This window comes from Micromonospora sp. WMMD735, assembly GCF_049178995.1.
In the GTDB taxonomy this organism is placed as follows: Bacteria; Actinomycetota; Actinomycetes; order Mycobacteriales; family Micromonosporaceae; genus Micromonospora; species Micromonospora wenchangensis.
Genome location: NZ_JBMHMJ010000002.1, coordinates 1,103,866 through 1,130,592, shown reverse-complemented (window position 1 = coordinate 1,130,592; position 26,727 = coordinate 1,103,866). Strand labels below are relative to the sequence as shown.

At 76.1% G+C, this 26,727-nt stretch carries 17 protein-coding genes; all 17 read left to right on the top strand.

Annotation, left to right across the window (positions count from 1 at the left end; translation table 11 throughout):
• Positions 1–2: 2 nt before the first annotated feature.
• Genes ACN268_RS04985 through ACN268_RS04905 form a run of 17 tightly spaced genes read left to right on the top strand, consistent with a single transcriptional unit; the run spans position 3 to position 26,727 of the window.
• The gene (locus ACN268_RS04985; protein WP_204924330.1) at positions 3–521 is read left to right on the top strand and encodes a phage tail protein; all 519 of its coding nucleotides are present in this window, start codon (positions 3–5) and stop codon (positions 519–521) included.
• On the top strand, positions 518–1,231 hold the full coding sequence (locus ACN268_RS04980; protein WP_421481943.1) for a hypothetical protein: 714 nt from the start codon (positions 518–520) through the stop codon (positions 1,229–1,231). The genes ACN268_RS04985 and ACN268_RS04980 overlap by 4 nt, the downstream gene beginning before the upstream one ends.
• Entirely contained in the window at positions 1,228–2,061 is an 834-nt protein-coding gene (locus ACN268_RS04975) for a hypothetical protein (protein ID WP_421481942.1), read from the top strand. The genes ACN268_RS04980 and ACN268_RS04975 overlap by 4 nt, the downstream gene beginning before the upstream one ends.
• Positions 2,058–3,344 (top strand): DUF4255 domain-containing protein, encoded by a 1,287-nt coding sequence (locus ACN268_RS04970; RefSeq protein WP_421481941.1) that lies wholly within the window; start codon positions 2,058–2,060, stop codon positions 3,342–3,344. The genes ACN268_RS04975 and ACN268_RS04970 overlap by 4 nt, the downstream gene beginning before the upstream one ends.
• Positions 3,344–5,188: an ATP-binding protein gene (locus tag ACN268_RS04965; RefSeq protein WP_421481940.1), complete on the top strand. Its 1,845-nt coding sequence runs from the start codon at positions 3,344–3,346 to the stop codon at positions 5,186–5,188. The genes ACN268_RS04970 and ACN268_RS04965 overlap by 1 nt, the downstream gene beginning before the upstream one ends.
• Positions 5,185–5,427: a hypothetical protein gene (locus ACN268_RS04960; RefSeq protein ID WP_421481939.1), complete on the top strand. Its 243-nt coding sequence runs from the start codon at positions 5,185–5,187 to the stop codon at positions 5,425–5,427. The genes ACN268_RS04965 and ACN268_RS04960 overlap by 4 nt, the downstream gene beginning before the upstream one ends.
• Complete coding sequence (locus ACN268_RS04955; RefSeq protein WP_421481938.1) at positions 5,424–12,944, top strand: eCIS core domain-containing protein; 7,521 nt, start codon at positions 5,424–5,426, stop codon at positions 12,942–12,944. The genes ACN268_RS04960 and ACN268_RS04955 overlap by 4 nt, the downstream gene beginning before the upstream one ends.
• A complete protein-coding gene (locus ACN268_RS04950) occupies positions 12,941–13,585 on the top strand; it encodes a hypothetical protein (RefSeq protein ID WP_363794604.1) in 645 nt (214 codons plus the stop codon). The genes ACN268_RS04955 and ACN268_RS04950 overlap by 4 nt, the downstream gene beginning before the upstream one ends.
• Entirely contained in the window at positions 13,582–14,001 is a 420-nt protein-coding gene (locus ACN268_RS04945; RefSeq protein WP_421481937.1) for a hypothetical protein, read from the top strand. The genes ACN268_RS04950 and ACN268_RS04945 overlap by 4 nt, the downstream gene beginning before the upstream one ends.
• On the top strand, positions 13,994–15,145 hold the full coding sequence (locus ACN268_RS04940; protein ID WP_421481936.1) for a hypothetical protein: 1,152 nt from the start codon (positions 13,994–13,996) through the stop codon (positions 15,143–15,145). The genes ACN268_RS04945 and ACN268_RS04940 overlap by 8 nt, the downstream gene beginning before the upstream one ends.
• Positions 15,142–15,648 carry a phage baseplate assembly protein V gene (locus ACN268_RS04935; RefSeq protein ID WP_067303923.1) on the top strand — a complete coding sequence of 169 codons (507 nt, stop codon included), beginning with the start codon at positions 15,142–15,144 and terminating at the stop codon, positions 15,646–15,648. The genes ACN268_RS04940 and ACN268_RS04935 overlap by 4 nt, the downstream gene beginning before the upstream one ends.
• Positions 15,648–15,992, top strand: a complete 345-nt coding sequence (locus ACN268_RS04930; RefSeq protein WP_421481935.1) for a hypothetical protein — start codon at positions 15,648–15,650, stop codon at positions 15,990–15,992. Before ACN268_RS04935 ends, ACN268_RS04930 begins: the two co-directional genes overlap by 1 nt.
• Positions 15,989–16,351, top strand: a complete 363-nt coding sequence (locus ACN268_RS04925; protein ID WP_363655134.1) for a GPW/gp25 family protein — start codon at positions 15,989–15,991, stop codon at positions 16,349–16,351. The genes ACN268_RS04930 and ACN268_RS04925 overlap by 4 nt, the downstream gene beginning before the upstream one ends.
• Positions 16,348–18,726: a baseplate J/gp47 family protein gene (locus tag ACN268_RS04920; protein WP_421481934.1), complete on the top strand. Its 2,379-nt coding sequence runs from the start codon at positions 16,348–16,350 to the stop codon at positions 18,724–18,726. The genes ACN268_RS04925 and ACN268_RS04920 overlap by 4 nt, the downstream gene beginning before the upstream one ends.
• A complete protein-coding gene (locus ACN268_RS04915) occupies positions 18,723–21,179 on the top strand; it encodes a putative baseplate assembly protein (RefSeq protein WP_421481933.1) in 2,457 nt (818 codons plus the stop codon). Before ACN268_RS04920 ends, ACN268_RS04915 begins: the two co-directional genes overlap by 4 nt.
• Entirely contained in the window at positions 21,176–23,299 is a 2,124-nt protein-coding gene (locus tag ACN268_RS04910) for a hypothetical protein (protein ID WP_421481932.1), read from the top strand. Before ACN268_RS04915 ends, ACN268_RS04910 begins: the two co-directional genes overlap by 4 nt.
• Positions 23,296–26,727, top strand: coding sequence for a DUF6519 domain-containing protein (locus ACN268_RS04905; RefSeq protein ID WP_421481931.1), 3,432 nt, complete (start codon positions 23,296–23,298; stop codon positions 26,725–26,727). Before ACN268_RS04910 ends, ACN268_RS04905 begins: the two co-directional genes overlap by 4 nt.

Genomic DNA, 26,727 nt, shown 5'->3' with positions numbered 1-26,727 from the left:
TCATGGTGCAGTTCGCGGTCAACCCCACGCGCTTCGACCCGTACAAGAACTTCAAGTTCCGGGTGAAGTGGGACGGCCGCTACGTGGCCGGGGTCAGCAAGGTCAGCGCGTTGAAGCGGACCACCGAGGTGGTCAAGCACCGCGACGGCGGCAACCCGTCGACCAGTCACAAGTCGCCGGGGCGGACCGAGTTCGAGGCGGTCACCCTGGAACGGGGGCTCACCCACGACGCCGAGTTCGCCCAGTGGGCGGGCCGGATCTGGGCGCTGCACGCCGGGGCCGGCGCGGAGGTGTCCCTGGCCGACTTCCGCCGGGACATCACCATCGAGCTGCTCAACGAGGCCGGGCAGGTCGCCCAGTCGTACCGGTTGTTCCGCTGCTGGGTGTCGGAGTACCAGGCGCTGCCGGAGCTGGACGCCAACGCCAACGCGGTGGCGATCGAGCACCTCAAGCTGGAGAACGAGGGCTGGGAGCGCGACGAGGCGGTCACCGAACCGGCCGAACCCCGGCTCGGGTCGTGACCGTCGCGGGCCCGCCGTCGACCGAGGTGGCGCTGGTCCACGCCTGGGACGACGCGCTCGGTCAGCCCGCGCCGCGCCGGGGGTTGCTGCTGCTCGGCCGGCCCGACGCCGACCGGCTGCCGGTGGGCGAGGTGACGGCGCTGCTGCTCGCCACGGCCGGTGGCTGGACGGGCGGCCGGGTGGCGACCACGGTGGACTGTCCGGCCTGCCCGGAACAGCTGGAGGTGACCCTCACCGTCGCCGACCTGCTGGCCGCCGCGCCGCAGCGGGCCGACCGGACCGCCGGCCCGTTCACCCTGCACTGGCGGGGGCACCTGCTCACCCTGCGGCTGCCCACCCCCGCCGACCTGGCCGGGGCGGCGCGGGCCGGCGACGCGGCGGCGGCCGAGCGGTGGCTGCTCGACGCCTGCCTGCTCGACGCCGATCCACCGCTGACCGACCCGTCCGCCGCGCTGCCGGCGGTGTCCGCCGCGATGGCCGGGCGTGACCCGCTCGGCGTCGTCGCGGTCGCGCTGACCTGCCCGGGCTGCGGCGGCGACACCGAGGCGCTGCTGGACGTCCCGGCCTGGGCGTGGCACGCCGCCGACGTCCGGGTGCGTCGGCTGCTCGACGAGGTGCACCGGCTGGCCCGCGCGTACGGCTGGTCCGAGGCGGAGGTGCTGGCGCTGGGTCCGCACCGCCGGGCGGCGTACCTGGAGCGGGTCCCGTGAGCGGCTACCTGGCCGCGCTGGCCGCCCTGGCCGTCGGGACCGCGCCCCGACTGCGCCCCCGCCCCCTCGGCCGGTTCGAGCCACAGGAGCCGGAACCGGACGGCTTCGCGGCCGAAGAGGCACAGTGGCCGGCCGTCCCGCCGCCGCCCGACCAGCCGGCTGACCCGCCGCCGTCGCCGGAGTCGCCGGCACCGCCGCCGCTGCCGCCGTCGCCGGGTGCGCCGTCGGTCGTTGCGGCGGCACCGGCCGTGCCGGTGGCGACGCCGCCCGCGCCGCCGGCCGGGGCACCGGTCCCCGGGCCGCCCCGCCCGCTGCCTCGACCCGGCACCCGCGCCCCGGCCGTGACCGGGCCGGGCCGGGCGATGGTGGTTCCGGCGGAGGCGACCCGACCGGACCCGCCCGCGCCCGCGCCGGCGCCCCGGGAGGCCCCGCCCCGACCGCCGGTCACCCGGACCACGCCGGCCGCGCCGGCAGGGACACCGGCGCGTCGCCGGGACGACCCGGACGATCCGCCGCCCCGGCCGGTCGCCCCGCCGCCCAGCGTGCCCGCCCCGGTCGCCGCACCGGTCCCCGCCGGGCCGGTGGCCCGCGTCGCGCCGACCGTTCCGCCCGCCCACCGGACGCCGGTCACCCGGGCCGACGCGCGGGCACCGGAGCCGGTCGCCGTGCACGTGCACATCGGCCGGATCGAGGTCCGGCTCACCCCGCAGCGGAATCCGGCGACGCCCCCGCCGGTCACCGCACCGACTGTCGCCCCGGCACCCGCCGTCGCCCCGGGTCCGGCACCGGAACTGGAGTCGTACCTGCGTGGAGCGGGGGCGTCGCGATGAGCACCGGGTACGCCCTCGCCGCCGTCACCGCCGTGCTGCGCGGGCAGTTGATGGCGTACCTGCGGGCCACCGGCGCGTCGTCGGCGGTCGGCGGGGTGTCCGTCTCCGCCGGCCCGCCCGACCGGGTGACCGTCGGCAACCAGGAGGGCAACCAGGTCAACCTGTTCCTGAGCCGGGTGACCCGCAATCCCACCTGGGCCAACCTGGGGCCGCCGCCGCGCAGCACCGGTGGGGACGACGTCGCCGCGCCGCCGCTCGGTGTCGACCTGCACTACGTGGCCAGCGTCTACGGTCACGACCCGCTGACCGGGGAGATCCTGCTCGGGCACCTGCTGGCGATGCTGCACGAGACGCCGGTGCTGACCCGGGCGGCGATCCGCCGCTCGCTCGCCCCCGACCCGCCGGACCCGACGCTGCCCGCCCCGGTGGCCGACTCCCGCCTCGCCGAGCAGGTCGAGCAGTTGCGGGTGAGCGTCACCAACAGCCCCGGCGGGGAGGAGAGCTTCCGGCTCTGGTCGGCGTTCAGCGCGCCGTACCGCAGCAGTGTCTTCTTCGACGTGTCGGTGGTGCTGATCGACCCGCTGCGCGGCGCGCGGGAACCGCTGCCGGTCCGCGCGGTCAGCGCCGGCACGATCGACGTCGACGGCCCCGAGGTCGACCAGGTCCGCGCCGACGGGCCGACCGGCACCCCGGTCACGGCCGGTGCGACCCTGGTGGTGACCGGCCGTAACCTCGCCGGGCCGGACGTGCGGGTGCGGATCGGGGCGGCGGCGGCCAGCCCCGCCACCGTCACCGCCGGTGAGCTGCGGCTGCCGCTGACCGCGTTCGACCGGCCCGTCGCCGCCGGCATCCGGGGTCTGGTCGTCACCCACGCGGTGGCGCTGGGCGACCCGCCCACACCCCGGCCGGCGGTCAGCTCCGACGCGGTGCCGGTCACCTACCGGCCGACGGTCACCGTCGCCCCCGCCGACGTGGTGGTCGAGTCCAGCCGCACGGTCGACGGGGTGGCACTGCGCACCGGCACGGTCACCGTCGACGTCGTCCCCGAGGTCGAGACCGGCCAGCAGGTCACCCTCGCGCTGACCGGGGCGGGTGGCACGGTGCTCGCCGCGCCCGCCGGCAACGGGGTGCCGCCCGGCGGGGAGCGCACCGGGCGGATCGGTTTCGCCTTCCGCGACCTGCCGGCCGGCACGTACCTGGCCCGGTTGCGGGTCGACGGGGTGGACAGTCCGCTGCACGCCGACCCGACCGGCCGGTACGACGGCCCGGCCGTGGTGCTGTGATGCCCGCCCCACGCCCGGCCGCCCGCTGGCCCGCCCCGCCCCCGGTCACCGTCGGCGGCGACGGGCTGGCCGGCGAGCTGGACCGCATCCGCCTGCTGCTCAAGGGGGAACCGGCGGCCGACGCCCCGACCGGCGGCTCCCCGCTGGACCGGATCGGCACCGGGTTCGGGCTGACCGGCTTCGAACGTGACGTGCTGGCCGCCACGGTCGCCGGGGAGCTAGGCCTGCTGGACCGGCCACCGACGTTCGCCTGGTGCCTGGACGCCCTGCCCGACGGGCACTGGGACGCCCTCGCCGCCGACCGTCCACTGCGCGCGGCCCGGCTGGTGGAGCTGGGCGAGGGCGCGTTGCCGCACGCCCCGCTGCGGGTCGACGAGCGGGTCCTGCACGAGCTGCACGGCGTCGGCCGGCTCGACGAACGGCTCCGGCCCTACCTGGTGGCGCTGCCTCCGCCGCCGGCCACCCTGCCGGCCAGCCGTCGTCGGGCCGTACGGCAGCTCTGCGCCACCTGGCAGGCCGGGCGACGCCCGCTGCGGGTGTGCGGGCCCGACCACGACGACCGGCTCGACGTGGTGGCGGCGGCCTGCGCGGCGGTGCGTCGGACCGGGCACCGGGTGGCCGCCGCCGAGCTGCCCCGGGCGGTGACCGACCGGGACGCCTTCGCCCGGCTGTGGAACCGGGAGGTGGTGCTCGCCGACCCGGTGCTGGTCGTCGAGCTGGCCGGCGACGAACCGCCGGAGACGCGGGCCGCCGTGGCGCAGCTGCTGGCCCGGCTCGTCGGTGACGTGGTGGTCAGCACGCCCCGCGCGGTCGCCCTCGACGGGGTGACCCCGGGGCCGACGGTGGACCGGCCGACCCGGGACGAGCAGCGGGCGCTGTGGCGGGAGCTGCTGCCCAGCCCCGCCGCGTCGGCCGCCGCCGGGCTGGCCCGGGAGTTCGACCTGGGGCACCGGGACATTCTCGACTCCGCGACCCCCGCCGTCGGGTCGGGCGGCGACCCGGTCACCCGGGCCCGGGAGCTGGTCCGTGAGCGGGTCCGCCGCGACCTGGACGGGTTGGCCGAGCGGATCGACGTGCGGGCCGGTTGGGACGACCTGGTGCTGCCCGCCCCCGCCCTGGCCCAGTTGCGGCAGTTGGCCGCCGCCGCGGCCGGTCGGGCGCTGCTGGTCGAGCAGGGTTTCGCCGGCCGGACCGGTCGGGGCCTCGGGGTGGGCGCGCTGTTCGCCGGGCCCAGCGGCACCGGCAAGACCCTCGCCGCCGAGGTGGTCGCCGGGGTGCTCGGGCTGGACCTGCACCGGGTGGACCTGGCGACCGTGGTGAGCAAGTGGATCGGGGAGACCGAGAAGCAGCTCCGGCGGATCTTCGACGCCGCCGAACGGGGTGGCACGGTGCTGCTGTTCGACGAGGCCGACGCGCTGTTCGGCCGCCGTTCCGAGGTCCGCGACAGCCACGACCGGTACGCCAACATCGAGGTGTCGTACCTGCTGCAACGGATGGAGCGGTACCGGGGCGTGGCGGTGCTGACCACGAACATGCGCACCGCCATCGACCCGGCTTTCCTGCGCCGGCTGCGGGTGGTGGTGCCGTTCGGGCACCCCGGTCCCGCCGAGCGGGCCGGGCTGTGGCGGCGGGCCTTCCCGCCCGGGGCCGCCACCGCCGACCTGGACCTGCCCCGGCTGGCCGAACTGGACCTCACCGGCGGGGACATCCACACCGTCGCGTTGCGTGCCGCGCTCGTCGCCGCCGGGGAGGGCGGCCCGGTCGGGATGCGGCACGTGCTCGACGCGGTCGCCGCCGAGTACGCCAAGCACGACCGGCCGGCCGACCCGGGGTTGTGGTCGTGAACGCCGACGTCACGACCGTCGAGGTCGACATCCGCCGGCTGGTCGTCACCGGCGTCGACGCGCCGGTCGACGCCACCCTGGCGGCCGAGGTGGGTGCGCGGCTGACCCGGCTGCTGGCCGAGCGGGGGCTGCCGTCGACAGTGACCCCGGTGACCGACGCGCCGGCCACCGCCGACCTGCCGACCGCGCTGGCCGAGGCGATCTGGGTCCGGCTGCGCCTGCCCGGGTGGCCCCGGTGACCGCCCCCGGCCCGGCCGCGCGGCGGGCCCCGCTCCCGGCGACGGAACCCGTCGCGGCACGGGACGACGCCCTCGCCACGCTGACCCGGGACCTGGTCGACAGGTATGCCCCGGCGCTGGGGCTGCGCCCCGACGCGGTGCGGGTACGCCTCGGCGGGGAGGGTCGCCGGGCCGCCAACCACGGCGCACGGGGCCTGCTGGCCGACCAGGTGGTGCACCTGGCCCCGGGTTTCGACCCGTCCCGGGCCGCCGGGCGGGCCCTGCTCGTGCACGAGCTGGGGCACCTGGCGCAGGCGGGCGGCACCACGGCGTACCCGGGGCGGCAGGTGGCCGACCCGGAGGCCGAGGCGCGGGCGCTGGCCGACGCGGCGGCGGCCGGGCGGGCCCTGTGGCGGCCGGTGGCGTGGCTGCCGGCCGGGGCGGTCGCCGCCGACACCGGTGCCGTGGCCACCCCGCCACGCCCGGCCACCCCGCCGGCCCCGGACCGCGCGCCGGCCGAGGAGGCCACGACCGGGCCGCTGGAGGCGGAGCTGGGCGCGCTGGTGGACCGCCGGTACCGGGCGGAACGGGCCCGGATGGTCGACCTGCTCGACGGGCTGTGGGTCTCCGGCGACGACGTGCGGGGCTGCCTGCGCATCCTGGACACCCTGCCGTTCGTGGTCGCCCGCAGCCTGGTGCACAGCCTGCCGGCGCCCCGGCGCACCGACCTGGCCGGCAACCTCGACGACGACCACCACCGCGCCTACCCCCGGGCCGCGCTGGCCGCCCTCGGTGGGCAGACCCCCTACCTGCTGCGGGTGCTGGAAGCCGACAACGTGCACGGGTTGGACACCGACGGGCTCGACCCGGTGCAGCGGCGCACCGCGCTGACCGTGCTGCGGGCCCTGCGGACCAGCGTGCTGCGGGAGCTGCTGGCCGGTGACCGCAAGGCGCACTTCCGGGCGTTGCTGGCCGAGCGGCCCCCGGCGGGCGACGACGCCGAGGCCCTGCGCGAGCAGGTCACCGCGCTGGGCGGGGCGTCGGCCGACGACGCCCGCCTCGACCGGGACACCGACCTGGCCGCCCGGCTGCGCCAGGTGCGCCTGTCGATCGACGACCGCCGGGCCGACGAGGCGCTGCGCCAGCTCGCCGATCTGGCCCCCGCCGCACCGACCGCCGGCACCCCGGCCACCGCCGCGCCGGCCGCCGCCGGGCCGCCCGAGCCGGGGCCCCGGCTGCGGTACGCGGTCCGCCAGCTCGACGACGGCGGCCACCTCGACACCCTGCTCGACCAGGTGCCGTGGGAGGAGAAGCGGGTCGACGCGCCGCTCGGTCCCCGGCTGTTGGTCGTCCTGGCCGCCCGCGCGGAGCACCGGATCCTGGCCCGGGTGGAGGGGCTGCTGTCGTACGGGCTGTTCGACTGGGCGATCCGCGACCACGAGGCCCGCTTCGCGTACCTGCTGCTGCGTAGCCTGCCGCTGGCCGCCCAGGACCGGTGGCGGCAGCTCGACCGGGGCAGCTGGTTCGACCGGTTGGAGGAGAACATCCCCGCTGCCGACGTGCTCGGCGGCAGCTACACCGGCGTCGGCACCCTCGCCGAGCCGCTGCAACGGCGGCGGCGCAGCGCCGGGCAGGTCGACGCCGACCGGCTCGTCGCCGACATCCACCGGATCGTGCAGGGCGGCCTGGACGGGGTGAACGCCGTCGAGCTGGTCCGCCGGCTGATCGGCTACGACCGGCCGACTGGCGCGACCGCCGGCCCGCAGGCCCAGGGGCGGGAGGCGCTGCGGACCGCCGTGCACCGGTTGGACGCCCTGCGCGATCTGGACCGCATCCTCGCCGCGCTGCCGGACGCGTACCTGACCCACGAGATGTGGCGGGCCGAGCTGCTGGACCTGCTCGCCCTGCGCGACCCGGCGCACCTGCAACGGCAGGCCCGCGGCCTGCTCGCGATCGGGCTGACCGACTGGGCGGTGAACCCCCGGGAGGCGTGGCTGGCCTTCCAGCTGGTGCGCAGCCTGCCGGTGGCCGACCAGACCCGGCTGGCCGCCGAGGACCCGGACCGGTGGGCCCGGATGCAGTCCGGGATGACCCCGCAGATGCGCGCCTCGCTCGCCGTCACCGCGATCTCCGGGCCGCGCCGCGTCGAGGCCCGCGACCAGTTGCGGGACCGGCTGCGGGACGACCGGCTCTGGCGGGCCGGGCGGGTCACCGAGCTGCGCTCGCTGATCATCCAGGCGTACGCGCTTGACGACCGGCGGTGGGTGTTCCTGCGGTCCCGGGAGGTCCGCGCGGATCTGCTGCCCGCCCTGGCGACGCTGGTGGCGGAGCTGCGGCTCTACCACGCGACCCGCAGGCCCTCGTTCGACCCGGAGTCGTTGCGCACCGACGGCACGCCGACGGTGGTGGGTGACCTGGCCCGGCTGGTCGCGGTGGGGCTGAAGCTGCTGTTCCTCAGCCGTACCGGGCTGAGTCTGTTCACCGACGAGGTCACCGTCGACGAGTTCGACCTGCACGACGCCCAGTGGATCAGCGGCGACCTGGGTGGCGCCCGGTTGCGCGACACCGACCGGGAACGCACCAACCGGCTGTCGCTGTCGCTGGACGCCCGGCAGGGGGTGCTGCGGATCAGGCTGCCCCGGCTGGAGCTCGACGGGGTGAACCGCACCTTCACCGGCAGTTCGCTGCGGACCGGCCGGATCACCCTGACCGACCTGGATATCGTCGCCTCGTTCTCCGACCGGGGCTACGAGCGGCCGGTCGGCGCGCAGGCCGGGATGGGCGCGTTGAGCGTCTCCGACGTGGTGTACGCCAGCGACGGGCTGCCCGGCGGGCTGCTCGGCCTGACCCGGTTCGGGCTGTCCACGCTGGCGTTGCGGGCCGGGGCGACCGGGCAGGAGAACCTGACCGAGCCGGGCCGGCACGGCTGGGTCGGCATCCCGATCATCGATCCGCTGATCCACCTGCTGCACAACGTCATCTCGTTCTACGGCGGGCTGCCGTTCCTGTCCAAGATCAGCGATGCGTTGCTGGCCCCGTACACGGCCGGCGCGCCGTTCCTCGCCCAGCAGTTCACCTCGCTGACCGCCGGGGAGATCTTCACCCCGCTGGCCAACGCGACGATCGGACTGCTCACCGACGGGGTGTTCCGTCCACCGAGGACGGTCGGCGAACGGGTCACCGACGCGGTGGAGATGATGCGCTCGCTGCGGGTCAGCTTCTCCAGCGCCACCGCCGAGGGGCTCTCCTTCGCCGGCCTGCAACAGGTCGGCCGGATCGAGGTCGGTCGCACCCTGATCGGGGTGGCCACCAGCCTGCCGGCCCGCCTGCGCGCCGAGCGGGAGTCGCTGCGGCTGCGCCGTGACACCGCCACCGGATCGCAACGCGCCGCCCTGGACGAGCGGCTGCGCGCCGTCGACAGCCAGCTCACCACGCTGGAGCCGGCGGAGCGGGAACTGGACCGGTTGGAGGCCCGGCACCGCTGGCACGCCGAGTCGCTGTCCGAGGCCGAACGTCGCCGGCTGGTGGAGCTGTCCGACCAGCTCCGCCAGTCCGTCGGCGGGGCGATCGACGTCGGCGGCATCCGGGTCACCGGGCTGACCGGCCGGGTCGAGGCCGCCGGTGTGGAGATCGACCCGATCCACGCCGAGGCGTCCCTGCCGTCGCGCGCCGGGGAGTACCTGCCCGACGACGAGCTGATCACCAGGTTCCGGCGCGACCGCGTGCCCGCCGACGCGGCGACGACGGCCCGGGGCAGCACCGGGTCGGCCACCGTCGCCGGGGTACGGCTGCTGCCCGGCCCGGCCGGCGCACCGGCGCTGCGGCTGACCGCCGGGGACCTACCCACCCGCGCCGACGTCACCGCCCAGCTCGCCGCACTGCCCGCCGAACCGCGCTGGGCGGACCGGCGGGCCGAGCTGACCCGCTGGCTGACCGACCTGGACCGGTTGCGGGAGTTGGAGTCCCTTTCCGCCGAGCCGGTCGACCCGGCCGGCCGCTACCTGCCGGGGCACCGCACCCGGGCCCAGGAGCAGGAACTCCAGCTGCTACGGGAGCGGGCCCGGCGGTACTTCGGTGTCACCGTCGGCGGGCTGACCGTCGGCGGGCTCGACGTCACCCTGGACCCGGCCACCCTCGGGGTGCAGGTGCGGCTGGCCGAACTGACCGCCACCGACGTCCGCGCCGGGGCCACCGCCGTGGAACGGCTGGCGGCGTCCCGGCTGCGGGTGCGCGCCGACCTCGACGCCGTCGGCGGCGGTCGACTCCCCGCCGAGCTGGCCGGCCCGGCCGCCGCCGCCGGCTTGCCGGTCGGCCGGGCGGCCGTCGGTTTCGGCGTCGGCGAGCTGGCGGTGACCGGGGTGACCGGGCCGGGCGTCGAGGCCCGACGGATCGCGTTCACCGCCCCGGCCCGCGCCGACGGCACGCCCGGTGAGGCGATCCACGGCCGGGTGCTGCCCGACGGCGACGGCCTGCGCCTGCCCGACCTGGTGGTGGAGCAGACCGAGCTGACCGGGCTGGCGCTGAACTCCCCCGGCCGCAGCGTCTACGCCCGGGGCAGCACCCGGATCGGCCGGATGAGCCTCGACGTGCGGGTCCGCACCGGCGTGACGGCCACCGGCCGGCAGGTCCGTGGCGCGCTGGTGCGCAACCTGGTCATCGAGCGGATCGACGCCGACCGGATCGGGATGGACGTCACCGACCCGGCACCGGGGATGAGCATCGAGGTGGTCTCCGGCGCGCTGATCGGGGTGCGGCTGCGGGACCTCACGGTGGACCTCACCGACGAGGGGCTGGCCTACGACGGGCGGCTGACCGTCGGCCAGCTCGACCGGCTGCGGTTCGCCCTGGTCTCCCGCGCGGTGCAGGGCGGCCCCACCACGATCACCGGCACCGTGGGTGGCCGGCCGGCCGTCCCGGACGCCGCCTCGGTCACCGTGGACCTGATCCGGTCCGGGCCGCACCAGGTCGACCCGCTGACCGGCCGGATCCTCAGCGACCCCACCGACAGCCAGCGCGTCCAGCTCGACGGGCTCACCCTCACCGACACCACCCTGCGGACCCCGGACGGCGCGGTCACCGTACGCCGGGCGGGACTGGGTGGCCGGCTGGTCACCGAGCGGGCCGGCGGGCTGCGCTTCGAGGACGTCGGCCCGGCCCGCATCGAGCTGGGCGCGATCGACTGGCGGGCCGGCGACGGGCGGATCGTCTCCCGGGGGCCGACCGTGCTGGACGGGCTGACCGCCAGCGGGCGCTGGGACAGCACGCCGGAGCAGCGCGACGCCGCCGGCCGGGTCGTCCCGGCCACCGCCGCGCTGCACCTGGAACGGCTGCACATCGCCCGGATCACCGGACGGGACCTGCGCTACCGCGACGGGGTGCTCGACGTCGGCCTCGGCCGGCCCGAACCGGTCCCGGCCGGGGAGCCGGACCGGCCGCCGCTGGAGATCCTCGACGTGGACCTGCGCGGCCTGCGCTGGTCGGCGGCGGCGGGGGTGACCGCCGGACGGCTCACCACCGGGGTGACCCGGGTGGAGATCGCCGGCCGGATCGACGCCGCGCTGCACGTCGACGGCTCGTTGTGGGCGGCCCAGCTCACCCTCGCCTTCGGTCGGGGCGGCCGGATCCAGGCCCGGGTGGTCGGCGGTGAGGCTCAGCTCGGCGTCGGACCCCGGCCGGGCGAGCACGACCAGCACGTCAGCATCCAGGGGCTGGACACCGGGGTGGTCAGCGTCGGCCCGGACCACATCGAGATCGGCCCGGACGGGCAGCCGGGGCTGAGCCTGGCGACCATCTCGGTGGACGCGCTGAACTGGCAGGGCGCGGCGCTCGGCCTGCGCATCCCGTCGGGCGCGGGGGCGATCACCCTGCTCGGCATCAGCGCGCGGGCCCGGGTCGACCTGTGGCCGGCGGGCACCCCCGGCGGCCGGTTCCGCCGGTTGCTGCTGCGGGAGCTGGTGGTGCAGCAGACCCGGGCCAGCGGGCTGCTGGTGGACCTGCACGACGGCGTCACCATCCGGCTCAACCCGGACGTCGAGGCGGTGCTCGGGGAGCTGCGGCTGGTGCCGGCGGCCGGGCAGGACGGCTTCCTGGTGGAGGCGACCCGCACGACGGAGGGGATGCGGATCCTCGGCGGCCTGCGGATCGGGGCGATCGAGGCGGCCCGGGTCGGCTTCGACATCGGCACGTTCCTGTCCGGCGGCACGGCCGACTTCGCCGCCGGTGGGCTCAGCGTCGACTTCCTCGACCACGGCGGGCTGCGGCTCAACCTGGCGCAGCCCACGCTGACCGCGATCAGCGCCCAGGTCACCGCCGACCCGCGTCGGCAACTGCTGTTCCTCGGCGCACCGACCGGCCGCCCCGAGTACGGGCTGCGGTTCACCTCGATCGGCTACGAGCAGGACCCGGCCGGGCCGGACGGCACGGCGGCCCCCGGCCGGCGGATCGCCGTACGCGGTGGCGAGGTGACCGGGCTGAGCTTCGCCGACAGCGGGCTCGGGTTGTACGTCTTCGTCGAGCAGGGGCTGCTCGGCGACCTCACCCACGACCTGACCAGCGGCTCGGGTGAGCTGCCGTCGCTGGACATCCGCAACGCCCGGTTCGTGCTGGACCTGGCCACCATGCTCGGCGGCGGCTCCCCGATCCCGGCCCCGCCGGCCCGGACCACCAGCGCGCAGCGGCGGGCGGCGCTGGCCGGGAAGTGGGACGCGCTGGTGCGGGTGCTGGACGCCTACCGCATCGGCGAGGTGCTGGACAGCCTCAACGGGCACATCGACTTCGACGTCACCCACGACGGGTTCCTGTGGGGCGAGCGCAGCTGGGAGGTGCGCCTGGCGTTGCGCGACGGGGCGGTGGACTACCGCCGGCTCACCGGCGCGCTGCCGTGGTGGACCCCGGGCCGGTTCCTGGTCGAGGGCGACGACCTGGTCTACCGGGTGCACCTGCCCAGCATCGGGCCGGAGGGCGCTCCCCCGCCGGACAACGACGTCGACGTCCTGCGGTGGCAGCTCGACACCGGCGAGGTCAGCCAGGCGCGCACCGCGCACCTGGTACGCCTCAACCGGCTGCTGCGACCGACCGCCGCCTCCCGTGACGACCTGCTGCACACCATCGCCGACGTGCAGAGCGACGAACCGTCGACCGACCCGCCCGGCAGGTTGGCGATCGGCAACGTCGACGTGGACCTGTCGGTCAACAACCCCCGGGAGATCACCCTGCCGCTGGGCGGCGGCAACGAGATCGTGCTGGCCCCCGACGCGCTGGTGCACCTCGCCGTCGGCGGTGGGGTACGCCGGGCCGCCGGTGGGGGCGGCCTGCCGGGCCGGCTGCGGCCGGTGTCGTTGCAGAGCGCCACGGTGGCCCGGGTGAACCTGCTCTTCGACGGGCTCGGCCTGTCCACCGGGCAGATCCGGATCACCGAGCTGACCGACTGCACCGTCGACTTCAGCGGGTTGGACCCGCTGCTGATGCAGGGCCGGATCACCCGGGCCGTGGCGGAGCGGATCCGCTGGCGGCGTCCCACCTCTGGAGGCACCCCGTGACCAGTCCCCTCAGCCCCCGACTGCTGCGCGCCGGCCTGGTCGTGCTCGACCCGGACAGCGGGCGCAGCCGCCGGGTGATCACCCTGCAGTACAACCCGGACGCGCTGACCCGCGGTTTCCAGCTCAAGACGGCCGGGGCCGAGGGTGGGGCCCGGGGCGAGGCGCTGCGGATCACCGGCCCCCCGGTGCAGACGCTCACCCTGGAGGCCGACCTCGACGCCGCCGACCAGCTCGCCGACCCGCAGACGGTGGAGCTGGGGCTGACCGCGCAGCTGGCCGCCCTGGAGTCGCTGGCCTACCCCAGCCTGGCCGCCGTGCAGGACGCGGCGGCGCTGCTGGCCGCCGGAACCCTGGAGGTGGTGCCGCCGCCGGCGCCACTGGTGCTGCTGGCCTTCGGACGACGCCGGCTCTGGCCGGTACGGATCACCGAGTTGACCATCACCGAGGAGGCGTTCGACCCGATGCTGAACCCGATCCGCGCCAAGATCCGGCTGGGTCTGCGGGTGCTGACCGTCAACGACGTGGGCACCGACGGCCGGGCCGGCGGCCTGGCCATGGCCGCCCACCAGCAGCTCGAACAGCTCGCCGGTCGGGCGCGCGGCGGGCGGCTGGCCGACCTCGGCATCGACCGGCTGCCATGAGCGACCCGACCGACACCGACCCGGCCCTGGTGGCCGCGCAGAGCCGGGTCGCGGAGACCCTCTTCGCCGCCACCGGCGCCACCGGCGGCCAGCCGACGCCCGGGGCGCTCGCGCCGGACAGCCGGTACGCCGCCGTGGGCACCACGGTCACCGTCGACCCGGAGACCGGCGAGGAGATCGTGCACCTGCGTCGCCGGTTCGTGCCGCCCGCCGAGCGGCTCGCCACCGCCGGCTGGGAACCCGTCGCCGACGGGGACCGGGTCGACCTGCTGGCCGCCCGTACGGTCGGCGACCCCACCGCGTTCTGGCAGCTCTGCGACGCCAACGGGGTGTTCGACCCGGCGGAGCTGATCCGCCCCGGCCAGGTGGTCCGGGTGGCCCTGCCGGAGGGGTTCCCGGGGAGCCTCGATGCCTAGCGGGGTGCGGTTGCAGGTGCTGGTCGGGCCGCTGACCTTCCGGCCGGCCCCGATGGAGCTGGTGGCGGCGGTGCAGGAGGCGCAGGTCACCCAGAACGCCGGGCAGCGCTCCGGGTTCCAGCTGCGGCTCGCGCTGGGCCGGGGGTCGCTGGTGGAGCGGATGCTCGCCGACGGCAGCCTGGACCCGCCGACCCGGGTGCTGCTGGTGCTGCACCTCGACGGGCGGCCGCAGGTGCTCTCCGACGGGGTGGTGACCCGGCACGACGTGGCCCGCAGCAACGACGCGGGTGCGTCGACGCTCACCCTCACCGGGGTGGACGTCAGCCAGATGATGGACCTGATCGACCTGTCGGACCTGCCGATGCCGATGCCGGCGGAGGCCCGGGTGCTGACCCTGCTCGCCCCGTTCGCCGCGTACGGGGTGGTGCCGATGGTGGTGCCCAGTGTGCTGGTGTTCGCGCCGAACCCGGTGCAGCGGATCCCGGCGGTACGCGGCACCACCTTCGCGTACGTGTCGCAGCTCGCCGACGAGGTGGGTTACACGTTCTACCTGGAGCCGGGGCCGACCCCGGGGATGAACACCGCGTACTGGGGGCCGGAGGTGCGGGCCGGTCAGCCCCAGCCGGCGTTGACGGTCAACGCCGACGCGGGCTCCAACGTGGAGTCGTTGTCGTTCTCCTTCGACGGGGTGCAGAAGACCGTCTACCTGCTCACCGCGTTCCCCGAGCAGGTACGGGTGCCGATTCCGCTGCCGGTGCCCGACGTCAGCCCGCTCAACCCGCCGCTGGGCCGCAAGATCCCGATTCCGCTGTCGTACCGGCGGATGAACGTCGGGCGGTCCAACCCCGACGGTACCGACGACGCCACCGCCCGGATGGACGTCGTGCAGACCCTCGCCCGGGGCCTGGCCCGGGCCGCCCAGTCGGCCAACGTGATCACCGGGTCCGGCTCGCTGGACGTGCTGCGCTACGGCCGGCTGCTGCGCTGCCGCCGGCTGGTCGGGGTGCGCGGGGCGGGCCGCGCCTACGACGGCGAGTACGTGGTGCGCAGCGTGACCACCACGGTCAAGGCGGGCGAGGTCAAGCAGCGGTTCACCCTCGGCCGCAACGCCCAGGTCTCCACCTCCGGAAGGGCACAGCCATGACGACGAGGTACTACGGCAAGTATCGCGGCACGGTGGTCAACCACCTCGACCCGTTGCAGCAGGGCCGCATCCAGGTGACCGTCCCGGACGTCACGCTCCCCCCGTCGAGCTGGGCGATGCCCTGCTTCCCGCTCGCCGGCATCCAGGCGGGCATGTTCGCCGTGCCGTTGCCGGGCACCGGGGTGTGGGTGGAGTTCGAGCAGGGCGACGCCGACCATCCGATCTGGACGGGCTGCTGGTACGGCTCGAAGGCGGAGATCCCGGCGCTGGTGTCGTCGGCCCCGCCGCCCACCCCACCGATCGTGTTGCAGACCCCCGGCCAGGCCACCCTGATGATCTCCGACGCTCCGGGCCCGACCGGTGGCATCCTGCTCAAGACACTGACCGGGGCGATGATCTCGATCAACGACACCGGGATCATCATCTCCAACGGCAAGGGCGCCTCGATCACCCTGGTCGGCCCGACGGTGGCGGTCAACCAGACCGCGTTGACGGTGACCTGATGCCCGGCCCGTTGCTGCACGTCGGTGCCGTGCTGACCTGCCCGCACACCGGCCCGGTCACCCCGCAGACCGGCAACGCGCGGGTGCTGGTCGGCGGCCTGCCGGTGGTCACCGCCACCGACGCGTACCCGGTCACCGGGTGCACCTTCCAGGTGCCGGTGGGTGCCGGCACGAAACCGCAGCCCTGCGTCCAGCTCCAGTGGACCACCCCGGCGGCCCGGGTGCTGGTCAACGGGCAGCCGCCGCTGCTCGGCACCAGCGTCGGGCTCGGCGTCAGCGCGGAGGGCATTCCGCAGGGGCCGCCGACGGTGGCCGGCGTGCAGGTCCGGGCGGTGGCGTCATGACGTACCCGGCGTTTCCGTGGCGGCCCGACAACCGGGGCCGCTCCGGGCTGGCCGGCCCGGAACGGCACGTCGCCGACCTGGTGGAGGCGGTGCTGTTCACCGCGCCCGGGGAGCGGGTCAACCGGCCCGACTTCGGCGCCGGCCTCGGCCAACTGCTGTTCGCCCCGGTCGACGACGCGGTGGTGGGCACCGCCGAGTTGCAGGCCCGCAGCGCGTTGCAGCGGTGGCTCGGTGAGCTGATCGAGGTCGACGACGTCCGCGTCGACCTGGCCGAGGCGGCGGTGCGGGTGCACGTCGCCTACCGGCTGCGGGCCACCGGCCGACCGGCACAGGTGTCGGTGGAGAGGGGTGCGGGATGAGCGTGCGGTGCGACGACGACGAGCGGCGGGCCGAGGTGGCCCGGCCGGGCAGCGCCTTCAACGGCATCGACTGGGTCGAGGTGGACGCCGCCGACCAGCGGCTGCTGCACGTGGGTTTCCTGCACCCGCTGCCCGGCCAGACCGGCGGGGTGCCCGCCGGTGCGCCGTTGGCCGTCGGCAACGTGGTGGTCGACGGCGGGGTCCGGATCACCGGCGTGCGGGTGCTCAGCGTCGCCGCCGCCGGGGCGGAGCTGACCGTCCGGGTGGACCGGGCCGGTGACTTCTCCCCGTACACCCTGCGGTTGGTGCGCTCGGCGGTGGACGACCGGGTGCCGCCGGGCTTCGACCCGGTGCTGTCGGCGCAGGACTTCTCGTTCAAGGCCAACTGCCCCAGCGACCTGGACCCGGCGCCGGCCGCCCCGCCGGTGCCGCCACCACCGGCGACCACCGCGCCGGCCGACTACCTGGCCAAGGACTACGCCGGGTTCCGGCGGCTGATGCTCGACCGGCTCGCCGCCCTGCCCGGCGGTGCCGACCGGCACCCGGCCGACCCGCTGGTCACGGTGGTGGAGGCGCTGGCCCACGTGGCCGACCGGCTGTCCTACCGGCAGGACGCCGCCGGCACCGAGGCCTACCTGGGCACCGCCCGCAGCCGGATCTCGGTACGCCGGCACGCCCGGCTGCTGGACTACGCGGTGCACGACGGCTGCGCGGCCCGCGCCTGGCTCAGCGTGCGGGTGGCCGCCGGGTCGGACGTGGAGAGCCGGGGCCTGCCCGCCGGGACGCCGGTGCTGGCCGCCGACCGGGCCACCCCGGCGGTACGCCCCGCCGACGCGACGGCGCTGTTGGCCGGCGGCGCGACCGGGTTCGAGACGTTGACCCCGCTCGCCCCCCGGGCCTCCCGCAACGAGATCGCCCTGTACGTGTGGGGTGGCCGGGACTGCGGCCTGCCCGCCGGGGCGACCCGGGCCACCCTGGTCGACCTGCCCGCCACCGGCCTGGCCGCCGGTGACCTGCTGCTGCTGGAGGAGGTGCTCTCCCCGCGCACGGGTCGCCGCGCCGACGCCGACCCCACCCACCGGCAGGTGGTCCGGCTGGTGTCGGTGCGTCCCACCACCGACCCGGTGACCGGGGTGGCCGTGCTGGAGGTCGGGTGGAGCGCCGCCGACCGGCTGGCCTTCCCGCTGACCGTCACCGCCTCCGTCGCCGGCACGGGCACCGACCATCTGGTGACCTGTGCGGTGGCCCGCGCCAACCTGGTGGCCGTGCAGCACGCCAGCGCGGTGTCCGGGCAACTCCCGCCGGCCGCCGAGCACCGGTGGCGGCCGGTGCTGACCGACGAACCGGTCGCCGCGGCGGTGCCGTTCACCACCGACACCCCGGCCAGCCAGGCCCTCGACCAGGACCCGCGGGCCGCGGTGCCGCTGATCCGGTTGGAGACCACCGAGGGCAGTTGGCGGCCCCGCCGGGACCTGCTCAACGCCGACCGTTTCGACCAGGGTTTCGTCCCGGAACGCGAGCGCGACGGCCGGGTGAGCCTGCGCTTCGGCGACGACGTGTCGGGGCGACGACCACCGGCCGGGACGGTCTTCCAGGTCGCCTGGTGGCGCGGCGGCGGAGCGGCCGGCAACCTCGGCCACGACGCGCTGACCACCCTGGTCACCGACCGGATCGGGCTGCTCGCCGCGACCAACCCGCTGCCCGCCGTCGGCGGCACCGACCCGGAGGACGTCGAGCACGCCCGGCAGCACGCCCCGGTCGCCTTCGCCATCCAGGAACGGGCGGTCACCACCGCCGACTGGGTGGCGGCGGCACGACGGCTGCCCGAGGTGGCCAACGCCACCGCCCGGGTCCGCTGGACCGGTTCCTGGTGGACGGTGTTCCTCACCCTCGACCTGACCGGCGGGCAACGGCTGGCCGACGAGCCGGAACTGGCCCGCCGGCTGGCCGGGCGGCTCGACCGGTTCCGGGTCGCCGGGTACGACCTGCAACTGCGCGACCCGGTGGACCTGCCGGTGGAGCTGCGGCTGTGGGTGTGCGTCACCGGCGGCGCGTTCCGCTCGGACGTGCGCCGGGCCCTGCTGGACCTCTTCTCCGCCCGGGACCTGCCGGGCGGGGCGCGCGGGTTCTTCCACCCCGACCGGTTCAGCTTCGGCACCCCGCTCTACGTCAGCCAGCTGCTGGCCGCCGCGGTCGCCGTCCCCGGGGTCACCGACGTACGGGTGACCGAGCTGCACCCGGTGGGGGTGGCCGCCGGCGGGGAACTGGACGCCCGGGTGCTGCGGGCCGGCGACACCGAGGTGATCCGCCTCGACAACGATCCCAGCGTGCCGGAGCACGGCATCCTGCACCTCGACCTGGTGGGTGGACTGTGACGTCACGAGTGGGACGGGAACCCAATCCGCCCGGCCGGTCCGCCGTCGGGTACCGGCTGGGCCGGCAAGCGGATTTCGCCGCCGAGCTGGTCGACCGGCTCTCCGGCCGGCCGGAGCTGGCCGGGCTGACCACCCGGGAGGTCGACGACCCGGCGGTGGCGCTGCTGCACGCCTGGGCGACCACCCTGGACGTGCTCGCCTTCTACCAGGAGCGGATCGCCAACGAGGGTTTCCTCGGCACCGCCACCGAACGCGGTTCGGTGCTGATGCTGGCCCGCGCGATCGGCTACGAGCTGCGCCCCGGGGTGGCCGCGACGACGTGGCTGTCGTTCACCGTCACCGCCACCCCCGGCGCCCCGGACGGGGTGCCGATCCCGGTGGGTAGCCAGGCGCAGAGCGTGCCCGGCCCCGGCGAGCTGCCGCAGGTCTTCGAGACGGTGGCCCCGCTGCTGGCCCGCCCGGAGCTGAACGCGGTGGGGCTGCGGGTCACCGCGCCCCGCGCGCCCCGACCCGGTGACGACACCCTGCACCTGGCCGGCGTCGACACGGTGCTCACCCCGGGCACCGCGCTGCTGGTGCTCGGCCCCGACTGGTACGACGTGCGCCGGGTGCGCTCGGCCACCCCGGTGCTGCCGGCGGTGGTGGCCGCGTCCGACGGCGGCGCGGTGGTGCCGGCGTACACGGTGGTCGGGTTGGACGCGGCGGTGGCCGCCCAGCCGCTCGGCACGGAGCTGCGCCAGTCGGGCCGGGAGGTGCAGGTGCACCTGCTGACGCAGCGGGCGGCGCTCTTCGGTTACCAGGCGCAGCCGTGGTCGGCGTTGCCGGTGGCGCTGCGGGTCGGCGAGTTGAACCCGGGCACCAACCAGGTGCTGCCGGGCGCGTACGCCACCCGCAAGGACAGCTGGGTCGACGCCGCGCTGGGCAAGGACGAGCGGACGCTGCACCTGGACCAGTCGTACCCGGCGGTGGTGGCCGGGTCGTGGCTGGTGCTGGAGACCGCCGGGGTGGCGCAGGTGCGTCGGGTCGACGCGGTGGCGGAGCTGCCGGTCGCCGACTTCGGCATCGCCGCCCGCACCACCCGGGTCACCGTGGCCGGCGGCGACTCGAACACGTTCACCAGGCGTAGCACCACGGTGCTCGGCGGCAGCCGGCTGCTCCCGACGGCCGCCCCGCCGCTGACCGCCCCGCTGGCCGCGACCGCGACCCTGGAGCTGGCCCGGCCGACGCCCGGACTGGAGCCGGGCCGGCCGCTGGTGCTCACCGGCGTCGACCCGGACGGCGTGCCGGTCGGCGAGGTGGTGACGGTGCTGCGGGTGCGGGACGCGACCACGGTGGACCTGACCGCGAACGTGACCCGCCGCTACCGGCGCGACAGCGTCCGGGTGCTGGGCAACGTGACACCGGCGACCCACGGCGAGAGCCGGGCCGAGGTGCTGGGCAGCGGCGACGCACGGCAGGCGTTCCCCCGGTTCACGCTGCGGCACGCGCCGCTGACCCACGTGCCGGCGGCGACCGCGAGCGGCTCCCGCACCACCCTCGCGGTCTGGGTGGACGGGGTGCGCTGGCAGGAGGTGCCGGCCCTGCTCGGGCAGTCCCCCACCGCCCGGGTCTACACCGTGCGGCGGGCCGACGACGGCGTCGTGACGGTCACCTTCGGCGACGGCCTGACCGGGGCACGGCTGCCCACCGGGCGGGACAACGTGGTGGCCACCTACCGCAGCGGCGTCGGGCGGTCGGCCGACCTCGCGCCGGGACGGTTGACGATTCCGCTGTCCCGGCCGCTGGGCCTGATGGAGGTGGGCAACCCGGTGCCGGCCGCCGGGGCCGACGACCCGGAGGGGGTGGACCGGGCCCGCCGCAACGCGCCGCTGGCGGTCCGCACCCTGGGCCGGGTCGTCTCGCTGGCCGACCACGCCGACTTCGCCCGCGCCTTCGCCGGGATCGGCAAGGCCCGCGCGGACCTGGTCTGGGACGACGCCCGGCAACTCGTCCTGCTCACCGTCGCCGGCCCGGACGGGGCGGAGGTCCCGCCGGACGCGGCGGTCCGCGCCGACCTGCTGCGGGCGCTGGACGCCGCCCGCCAGCCGGCGGTGCCGGTGCGCATCCTCGGCCACCACCGCCGCCGGGTGGCGGTGACCGCCCGGCTGTTGTTGGCCCCCGGGTACCGGTTCGTGGCGGTCTCGGCCGCCGCCCGCGCGGCGCTGGTCGCCGGGTTGAGCTTCGACGTCCGCGACTACGCCCAGCCGGTGCGCGCCAGCGAGGTACAGGCGCTGCTGCACCGGGTGCCCGGCGTCGCGGCGGTCGTGCTGGAGCTGCTGTACGACGCCGAGCAGTCACCGGCCCGGCTCGACGTGATCACCGCAGCGCCGGCCCGTCGGGTCGGTGACGTGCTGCTGCCCGCCGATCTGCTCACCGTGGACGCCGGTGACGTCACCCTGCTGGAGGCATCGTGAGGGTCGAGGAGATCTGGGACCTGCTGCCGGCCGCCCTGCGCAGCCAGGACGAGGTGGCCGGCGGGATGCTGCGCGCCCTGGTGGAGGTGCTGGCCACCCAGGCCGCCGCGCTCGACGCCGACATCGACCAGCTCACCGACGACTGGTTCGTGGAGACCTGCGCCGAGTGGGTGGTGCCCTATCTCGGCGAGCTGGTGGGGGCGGGTCAGCTGCATCCGCTGGCCGACGGCGGCGGGTTGTCCGACCGGGCCCGGGTGGCCGACACGATCCGGTTCCGCCGGCGCAAGGGCACCGCCGCCGCCCTGGAGGAGCTGACCCGGGCCAACACCGGTTGGAGCGCCGCCGTCGTCGAGTTCTTCGAACGGTTGGTCGCCACCCAGCACGTCAACCACGTCCGCGACGCGCCGGCCACCGCGTCGATCCGGGCCGCCGCGCCGTTGGAGCTGGTCGGCGGGCCGTTCGAGACGGTCTGCCGGACGGTGGACGTGCGGGCGATGGACACCGGGACCGGCCGCCCCAACATCGGCCACATCGGCCTGTACGTGTGGCCGTTGCCGTCGTACCGGTTGGACCGGGCTACGGCCGCGCCGGTCGTGACGCCTCCGGACGGCAGGTGGTGGATCGACCCGGTGGGGGTCGGCCGGCAGTTGACCGGGCCGACGGTGACCGAGCCGGACATCGACCACCGGGCCGACGAGGCGAACGTGCCCGGTCCGCTGCGCCGCCGGCCGTTGCGCGACGAGTTGGCGGCGCTGGCCTCGGACAGCCCGCCGTCGGCGGAGCAGCGGCGCTGGTTCCGCGACGACGACCCGTCGTTCGTGGTGTGGATCCAGCCCACCCCGGCCGACGAGCTGCGCCCGGTGCCGCTGGACCTGCTGCGGATCTGCGACCTGGCCGGCTGGGAGCTGCCGACCGGCAGCGTGGTGCGGGTCGACCCGGTGCGCGGCCGGATCACCGTCGCCGCCGGCCGTCCGGTGCACCGCCTGGCGGTCTCCTGGTGGTACGCGTTCAGCGCCGACGTCGGCGCCGGCCCGTACCCGCGCCGGGGTGACCTGGGGGCGGCCGACGGGCCGGTGGACTGGCAGCTCGCGGTGAGCGTGACCGAGCCGCCGCGGGCCGGGGAGGTGGTCGCCTCGCTGGGTGAGGCGGTGACCGCCTGGCACGACTTCCAGGCCGCGCACCCGGGCGGCACCGGCCGGATCGTGGTGCTGGACAGCCACCGCTACCGGGAGAACCTGGCGGTGCGGGTGGGGCAGGGCAGCCGGTTGAGCGTGCTGGCCGCGCAGTGGCCCCGGCCGCCGGACCGGCCCCGCCGGCAGACCGACCTCGACCCGGTCGGGGTGCGCCCCTGCCTGCTGGGCACGCTGGCGGCCACCGGGGTCGGCGTCGGGGACCGCCCGGGTGAGCTGGTCGTCGACGGGCTGCTGGTGGCCGGGACGGTGACCGTCACCGCGCCCGCCGGGGGTGGGCCGGGCCTGGGCCTGGTCGAGCTGCGGCACTGCACCCTCGGGCCGACGGCGACCGGGCTGACCGTCACCGCCGGCAACGACCGGACCCGGGTGGTGGTGCACCGCTGCGTGACGGGGTCGCTGGCCACCACCGACGGACCGCTGACCGTGACCGACTCGCTGGTGCACGGCACGGTGGCCGCCGGCGACGCGGCGGCGGAGCTGACCGGGGTGACGGTGCTGGGCACCACCACGGCGCGGGTGCTGACCGCCACGGACTGCCTGTTCGACCAGCCGGTGACGGTGGCCCGCCGGCAGCAGGGGTACGTCCGGTTCAGCTATCTGCGGCCCGGCTCGGTCACCCCGCGCCGCTACCGCTGCCAGCCGGACCTCGCCCAGCAGGCCCGCCCCGACGACCCGGACGTGGCCACCCGGGTCGGTCCGGCGTGGGCGAGCACCCGCTACGGCGACGCGACCTACGGCCGGCTGGCCGCCACCGCCGCCGTGGAGCTGCGTACCGGTGCGGAGTCCGGGGCGGAGCTGGGGGCGTTCCGGCGTGCCCTGACCCCGCAACGTCTGCACAACCTCACCCTCGCGCTGGCGGAGTACCTGCCGCTGGGGCGGGTGGCCGCTGCCCTGCCCGTCCTGCCGACCGGAGGAACCACACCATGAAGGGCGACATCAGCCGCGTCACGTTCGACCAGCGGCGGCACGCGACGAGCGTCCGCAAGCAGCAGGGCCGGGTCGACCTGGACGCCGACTGGAACGAACAGCAGGACATCCAGGCGCACCTGCGGGCCACCGCGCTGACCGACGTGGTCGGCGTAGCGGGCGCGCCGCTGGTCGGCGGGGCGTTCGGGTTGACCGGCGGGGCCGACCTGAAGCTGTCGGCCGGCCGCTACTACCTCGACGGGGTGCTCTGCGAGAACGACACCCAGGTCTCCGTGTTCGCCCAGCCGGACCTGCCGGCGGCCGGGCCGTTCGTCCGTAGGCTCGACGGCACCTGGCTGGCCGGCGGCGCCCCGGTGCCGCCGGGGGTCTACGCGGCGTGGCTCCAGGTGTGGTCGCAGCACGTGACGGCGATCGAGGACCCGGCGCTGCGGGAGGTCGCCCTCGGCGGACCGGACACCACCACCCGGCTGCGGACCGTGTGGCAGGTGCGGCTGTTGCAGGCCGGGCCGCCGAACACCCCGGTCGGCTGCGCGGACACCCCACCCGGTTGGGCGGAGCTGACCGCCGCCTCGACCGGCACCCTCGCGGTCCGCGCCGACCCGACGGGCAGCTCCGGCGGTGACTGCGTGATCCCGACCGGGTCGCCGTACACCGGGCTGGACAACCAGTTCTACCGGGTGGAGATCCTCACCGGCGGGGCGCCCGGCACGGCCGGTTACGTCTGGTCGCGGGACAACGCCGCCACGGTGGCGACGTGGGAGAGCATCGACGTCGACGTGCTGACCGTGAAGGTCCCCGGCCGCGACGGCAGCGCCGGTTTCACCAACGGTTCCTGGGTGGAGCTGACCGACGACGGCCGGGAGCAGAACGCCCTGCCGGGCACGCTCGTGCAGGTCGACCGGGTGGAGGGGGACCGGATCGTGATCCGGCCGGGCACCGCCACCGGCAGCCTCGACCGGGCGGACTTCCCGTCCCGGCCCCGGGTGCGCCGCTGGGACGGCCGGGGCACCGTGCCGGCCGGCGGCGTCGAGGTGGACCTGGAACTCGGCATCAAGATCCGGTTCTCGGCGGCGGGCAGCTTCCGCACCGGCGACTGGTGGTCGTTCCCCGCCCGCTCGGCGGTGCACGACGTGCAGTGGCCCCGGGTCGGCACCACGCCCGTCGCGCAGACCCCGCACGGGCCGCGCCGGGCGCACGGCCGGATCGGCGTCGTGAGCTGGGACGGCAGCCAGTGGAGCGTGCTGCGCGACTGCCGGCCGGTGTTCGCCCCGTTGACCGGGCAGGCCACGCTGAGCCTGCTCGGCGGGGACGGTCAGGAGGCGGTGCCGGTGCCGGGCAGCCCGGCGACCCTGGTGCCGCTGGGGCACGACCTGGTCACCGGGGTGGCCATGGGTGGCCAGCCGGTCGCCAAGGCCCGGGTCCGGTTCACCGTCACCGGCGGGGCGGGGCGGGTCACCGCCGGGGCGGTCACCGCCAGCACCGTCACGGTGGAGACCGGCACCGACGGGCGGGCCCGGTGCGCCTGGCAGCTCGACTCCGCCGCCGCCACCCAGGAGGTCACCGCCCAGCTCCTCGACGAGGCCGGCCAGCCGGTCCACCTGCCGGTGACGTTCACCGGCGCGCTGTCGCGTGCCGACCGGGTGTCGTACGACCCGACCGGGCGGCCGTCGCTGTCCGGGGCGACCACCGTGCAGGCCGCCATCAACCAGCTAGCCGCGTCCGCCACCGGCGGCTGGGCGACGATCACCATCCGGCCCGGCATCGACTGGGTGCAGGCGCTCACCACGCTGCCCGCCGGGGACGTGCTGATCTGCTTCGCCCCCGGCCTCTACACCAGCACCGTGCCGGTCACCTTCACCGGCCGGGCCAACATCCGGCTGCTGGGCAGCGGGCCGGCCAGCCGGATCCGGGTGCAGGGGCAGGAGTACGCGCTGATGTTCGTCAACTGTGGCACCGTGTCGGTGGCGCAGCTGGCGGTGGAGACCCCCGGCCCGGCCAACGTGCCGGGCCGGCTCGGACCGGTCTCGGCGATCAACTGCGCCGACGTGACGATCGACCAGTGCCAGCTCACCGGGGTGGCCGGCGCGTCACCGCAGAGCACCTGCCTGACCGTCCGCAACGACCAGGGCACCCCACCGGGGAGGGTCCGGGTGCTCGACTCGGACTTCCTCGTCGGTCACGGCCAGCAGGGGGTGCTGCTGGTGAACCCGGACCACGCGGTGGTCACCCGGTGCCGGTTCTCCTGCCCGCCCCGGCCGGCCTCGCTGACCCTGGCCGAGCTGGTCAAGGACGAGATGTTCCGGGGCCAGCTCGCCACCCAGCTGGTGGGCAGGCTCGTCCTGGACCGCGACGACCGGCTGGAGACGGGCGAGTGGAACACCTCGCTGCGGGTCGGCCGGTGGGGCGTCCGGATGAACTCGATGGTCCCGCAGAGCGAGTGGAAGACCCTGTCCACGCTGCGCCCGCCGACCACCGAGGAGCTGCGCACCGCGCAGGGCGCCGGGGCGTACGTGCTGCGGCTGGCCGACGTGGCCACCGAGGATCCGGCCCAGCTGCCCTCGTACAAGCGGCAACTGGCCTCGCTCAAGGGGCGGCTCGGGCAGAACGCCGGGCGGATCTTCGACACCGACGAGGGTCGCAAGACGCTGCGGGACTACCTCGTCGGTGAGGGGATCGACGTGCAGGAGGCCGACGACATCGCCCGCGACCGGCGGGAGGTGGCGTTGCCGGTGCCGGGGGCGAACCTGCGCTTCGACTCGGCGTTGAGCCAGGGGGCCTGGGAGGCGGCGGTGGCGGCGTCACCGCCGTCGCGTCCGGTGCAGACCCCGTCGGCGGCGGCCAGGCACCTGCGCAGCGTCGCCGACCGGATCCTGCTGGAGCCGGCCTTCGGTGAGAAGTACGCCGGTGGGTACCGGCGGGACCTGACCGCCGCGGCGGAGGTGTCGGTGGGGGCCTGCGCGGTGGTGATCGGCGGCGGCACGGCGGTCGGTGACGTCGAGGTCTCCGACTGCCGCATCGACCAGATCGCCGAGGGCGTGCACATCGGGGTGTCCTACCACAAGGGACCGCCGGTCCAGGCGCGCACGATCCGGGTCACCGGCAACGACATCCACCTCTACAAGGCGTGGTGGCGCGACGCGAGCACGATCCGGGGCATCAAGATCGGCAGCGTCCGCAACGTGTTCGTCTCGGACAACCGCATCTCGGTGGCCGCCGGTACGGGCGTCGGCATCTGGGCCTTCGCCGCGGGTGGCCCGATCATGGCGATCCGCGACAACCTGGTGCAGAACTGCGGCACGGCGATCCTGTGCAACCCGTCCTGGTCCGGGGCGCCGGCCAAGCGGCTGTGGTCGGTCACCGACAACGTCTCGCTCGACGGCGCCATCCAGGTGGGTGGGGGTGCGCGCAGCACCGGCAACGTCAGTTGA

Coding starts and splice junctions, on each gene's coding strand:
- ACN268_RS04925 (WP_363655134.1), top strand. CDS start 15,989: ATGACGTACCCGGCGTTTCCGTGGCGGCCCGACAACCGGGGCCGCTCC.
- ACN268_RS04945 (WP_421481937.1), top strand. CDS start 13,582: ATGAGCGACCCGACCGACACCGACCCGGCCCTGGTGGCCGCGCAGAGC.
- ACN268_RS04940 (WP_421481936.1), top strand. CDS start 13,994: ATGCCTAGCGGGGTGCGGTTGCAGGTGCTGGTCGGGCCGCTGACCTTC.
- ACN268_RS04905 (WP_421481931.1), top strand. CDS start 23,296: ATGAAGGGCGACATCAGCCGCGTCACGTTCGACCAGCGGCGGCACGCG.
- ACN268_RS04930 (WP_421481935.1), top strand. CDS start 15,648: ATGCCCGGCCCGTTGCTGCACGTCGGTGCCGTGCTGACCTGCCCGCAC.
- ACN268_RS04985 (WP_204924330.1), top strand. CDS start 3: ATGGTGCAGTTCGCGGTCAACCCCACGCGCTTCGACCCGTACAAGAAC.
- ACN268_RS04965 (WP_421481940.1), top strand. CDS start 3,344: ATGCCCGCCCCACGCCCGGCCGCCCGCTGGCCCGCCCCGCCCCCGGTC.
- ACN268_RS04935 (WP_067303923.1), top strand. CDS start 15,142: ATGACGACGAGGTACTACGGCAAGTATCGCGGCACGGTGGTCAACCAC.
- ACN268_RS04920 (WP_421481934.1), top strand. CDS start 16,348: ATGAGCGTGCGGTGCGACGACGACGAGCGGCGGGCCGAGGTGGCCCGG.
- ACN268_RS04970 (WP_421481941.1), top strand. CDS start 2,058: ATGAGCACCGGGTACGCCCTCGCCGCCGTCACCGCCGTGCTGCGCGGG.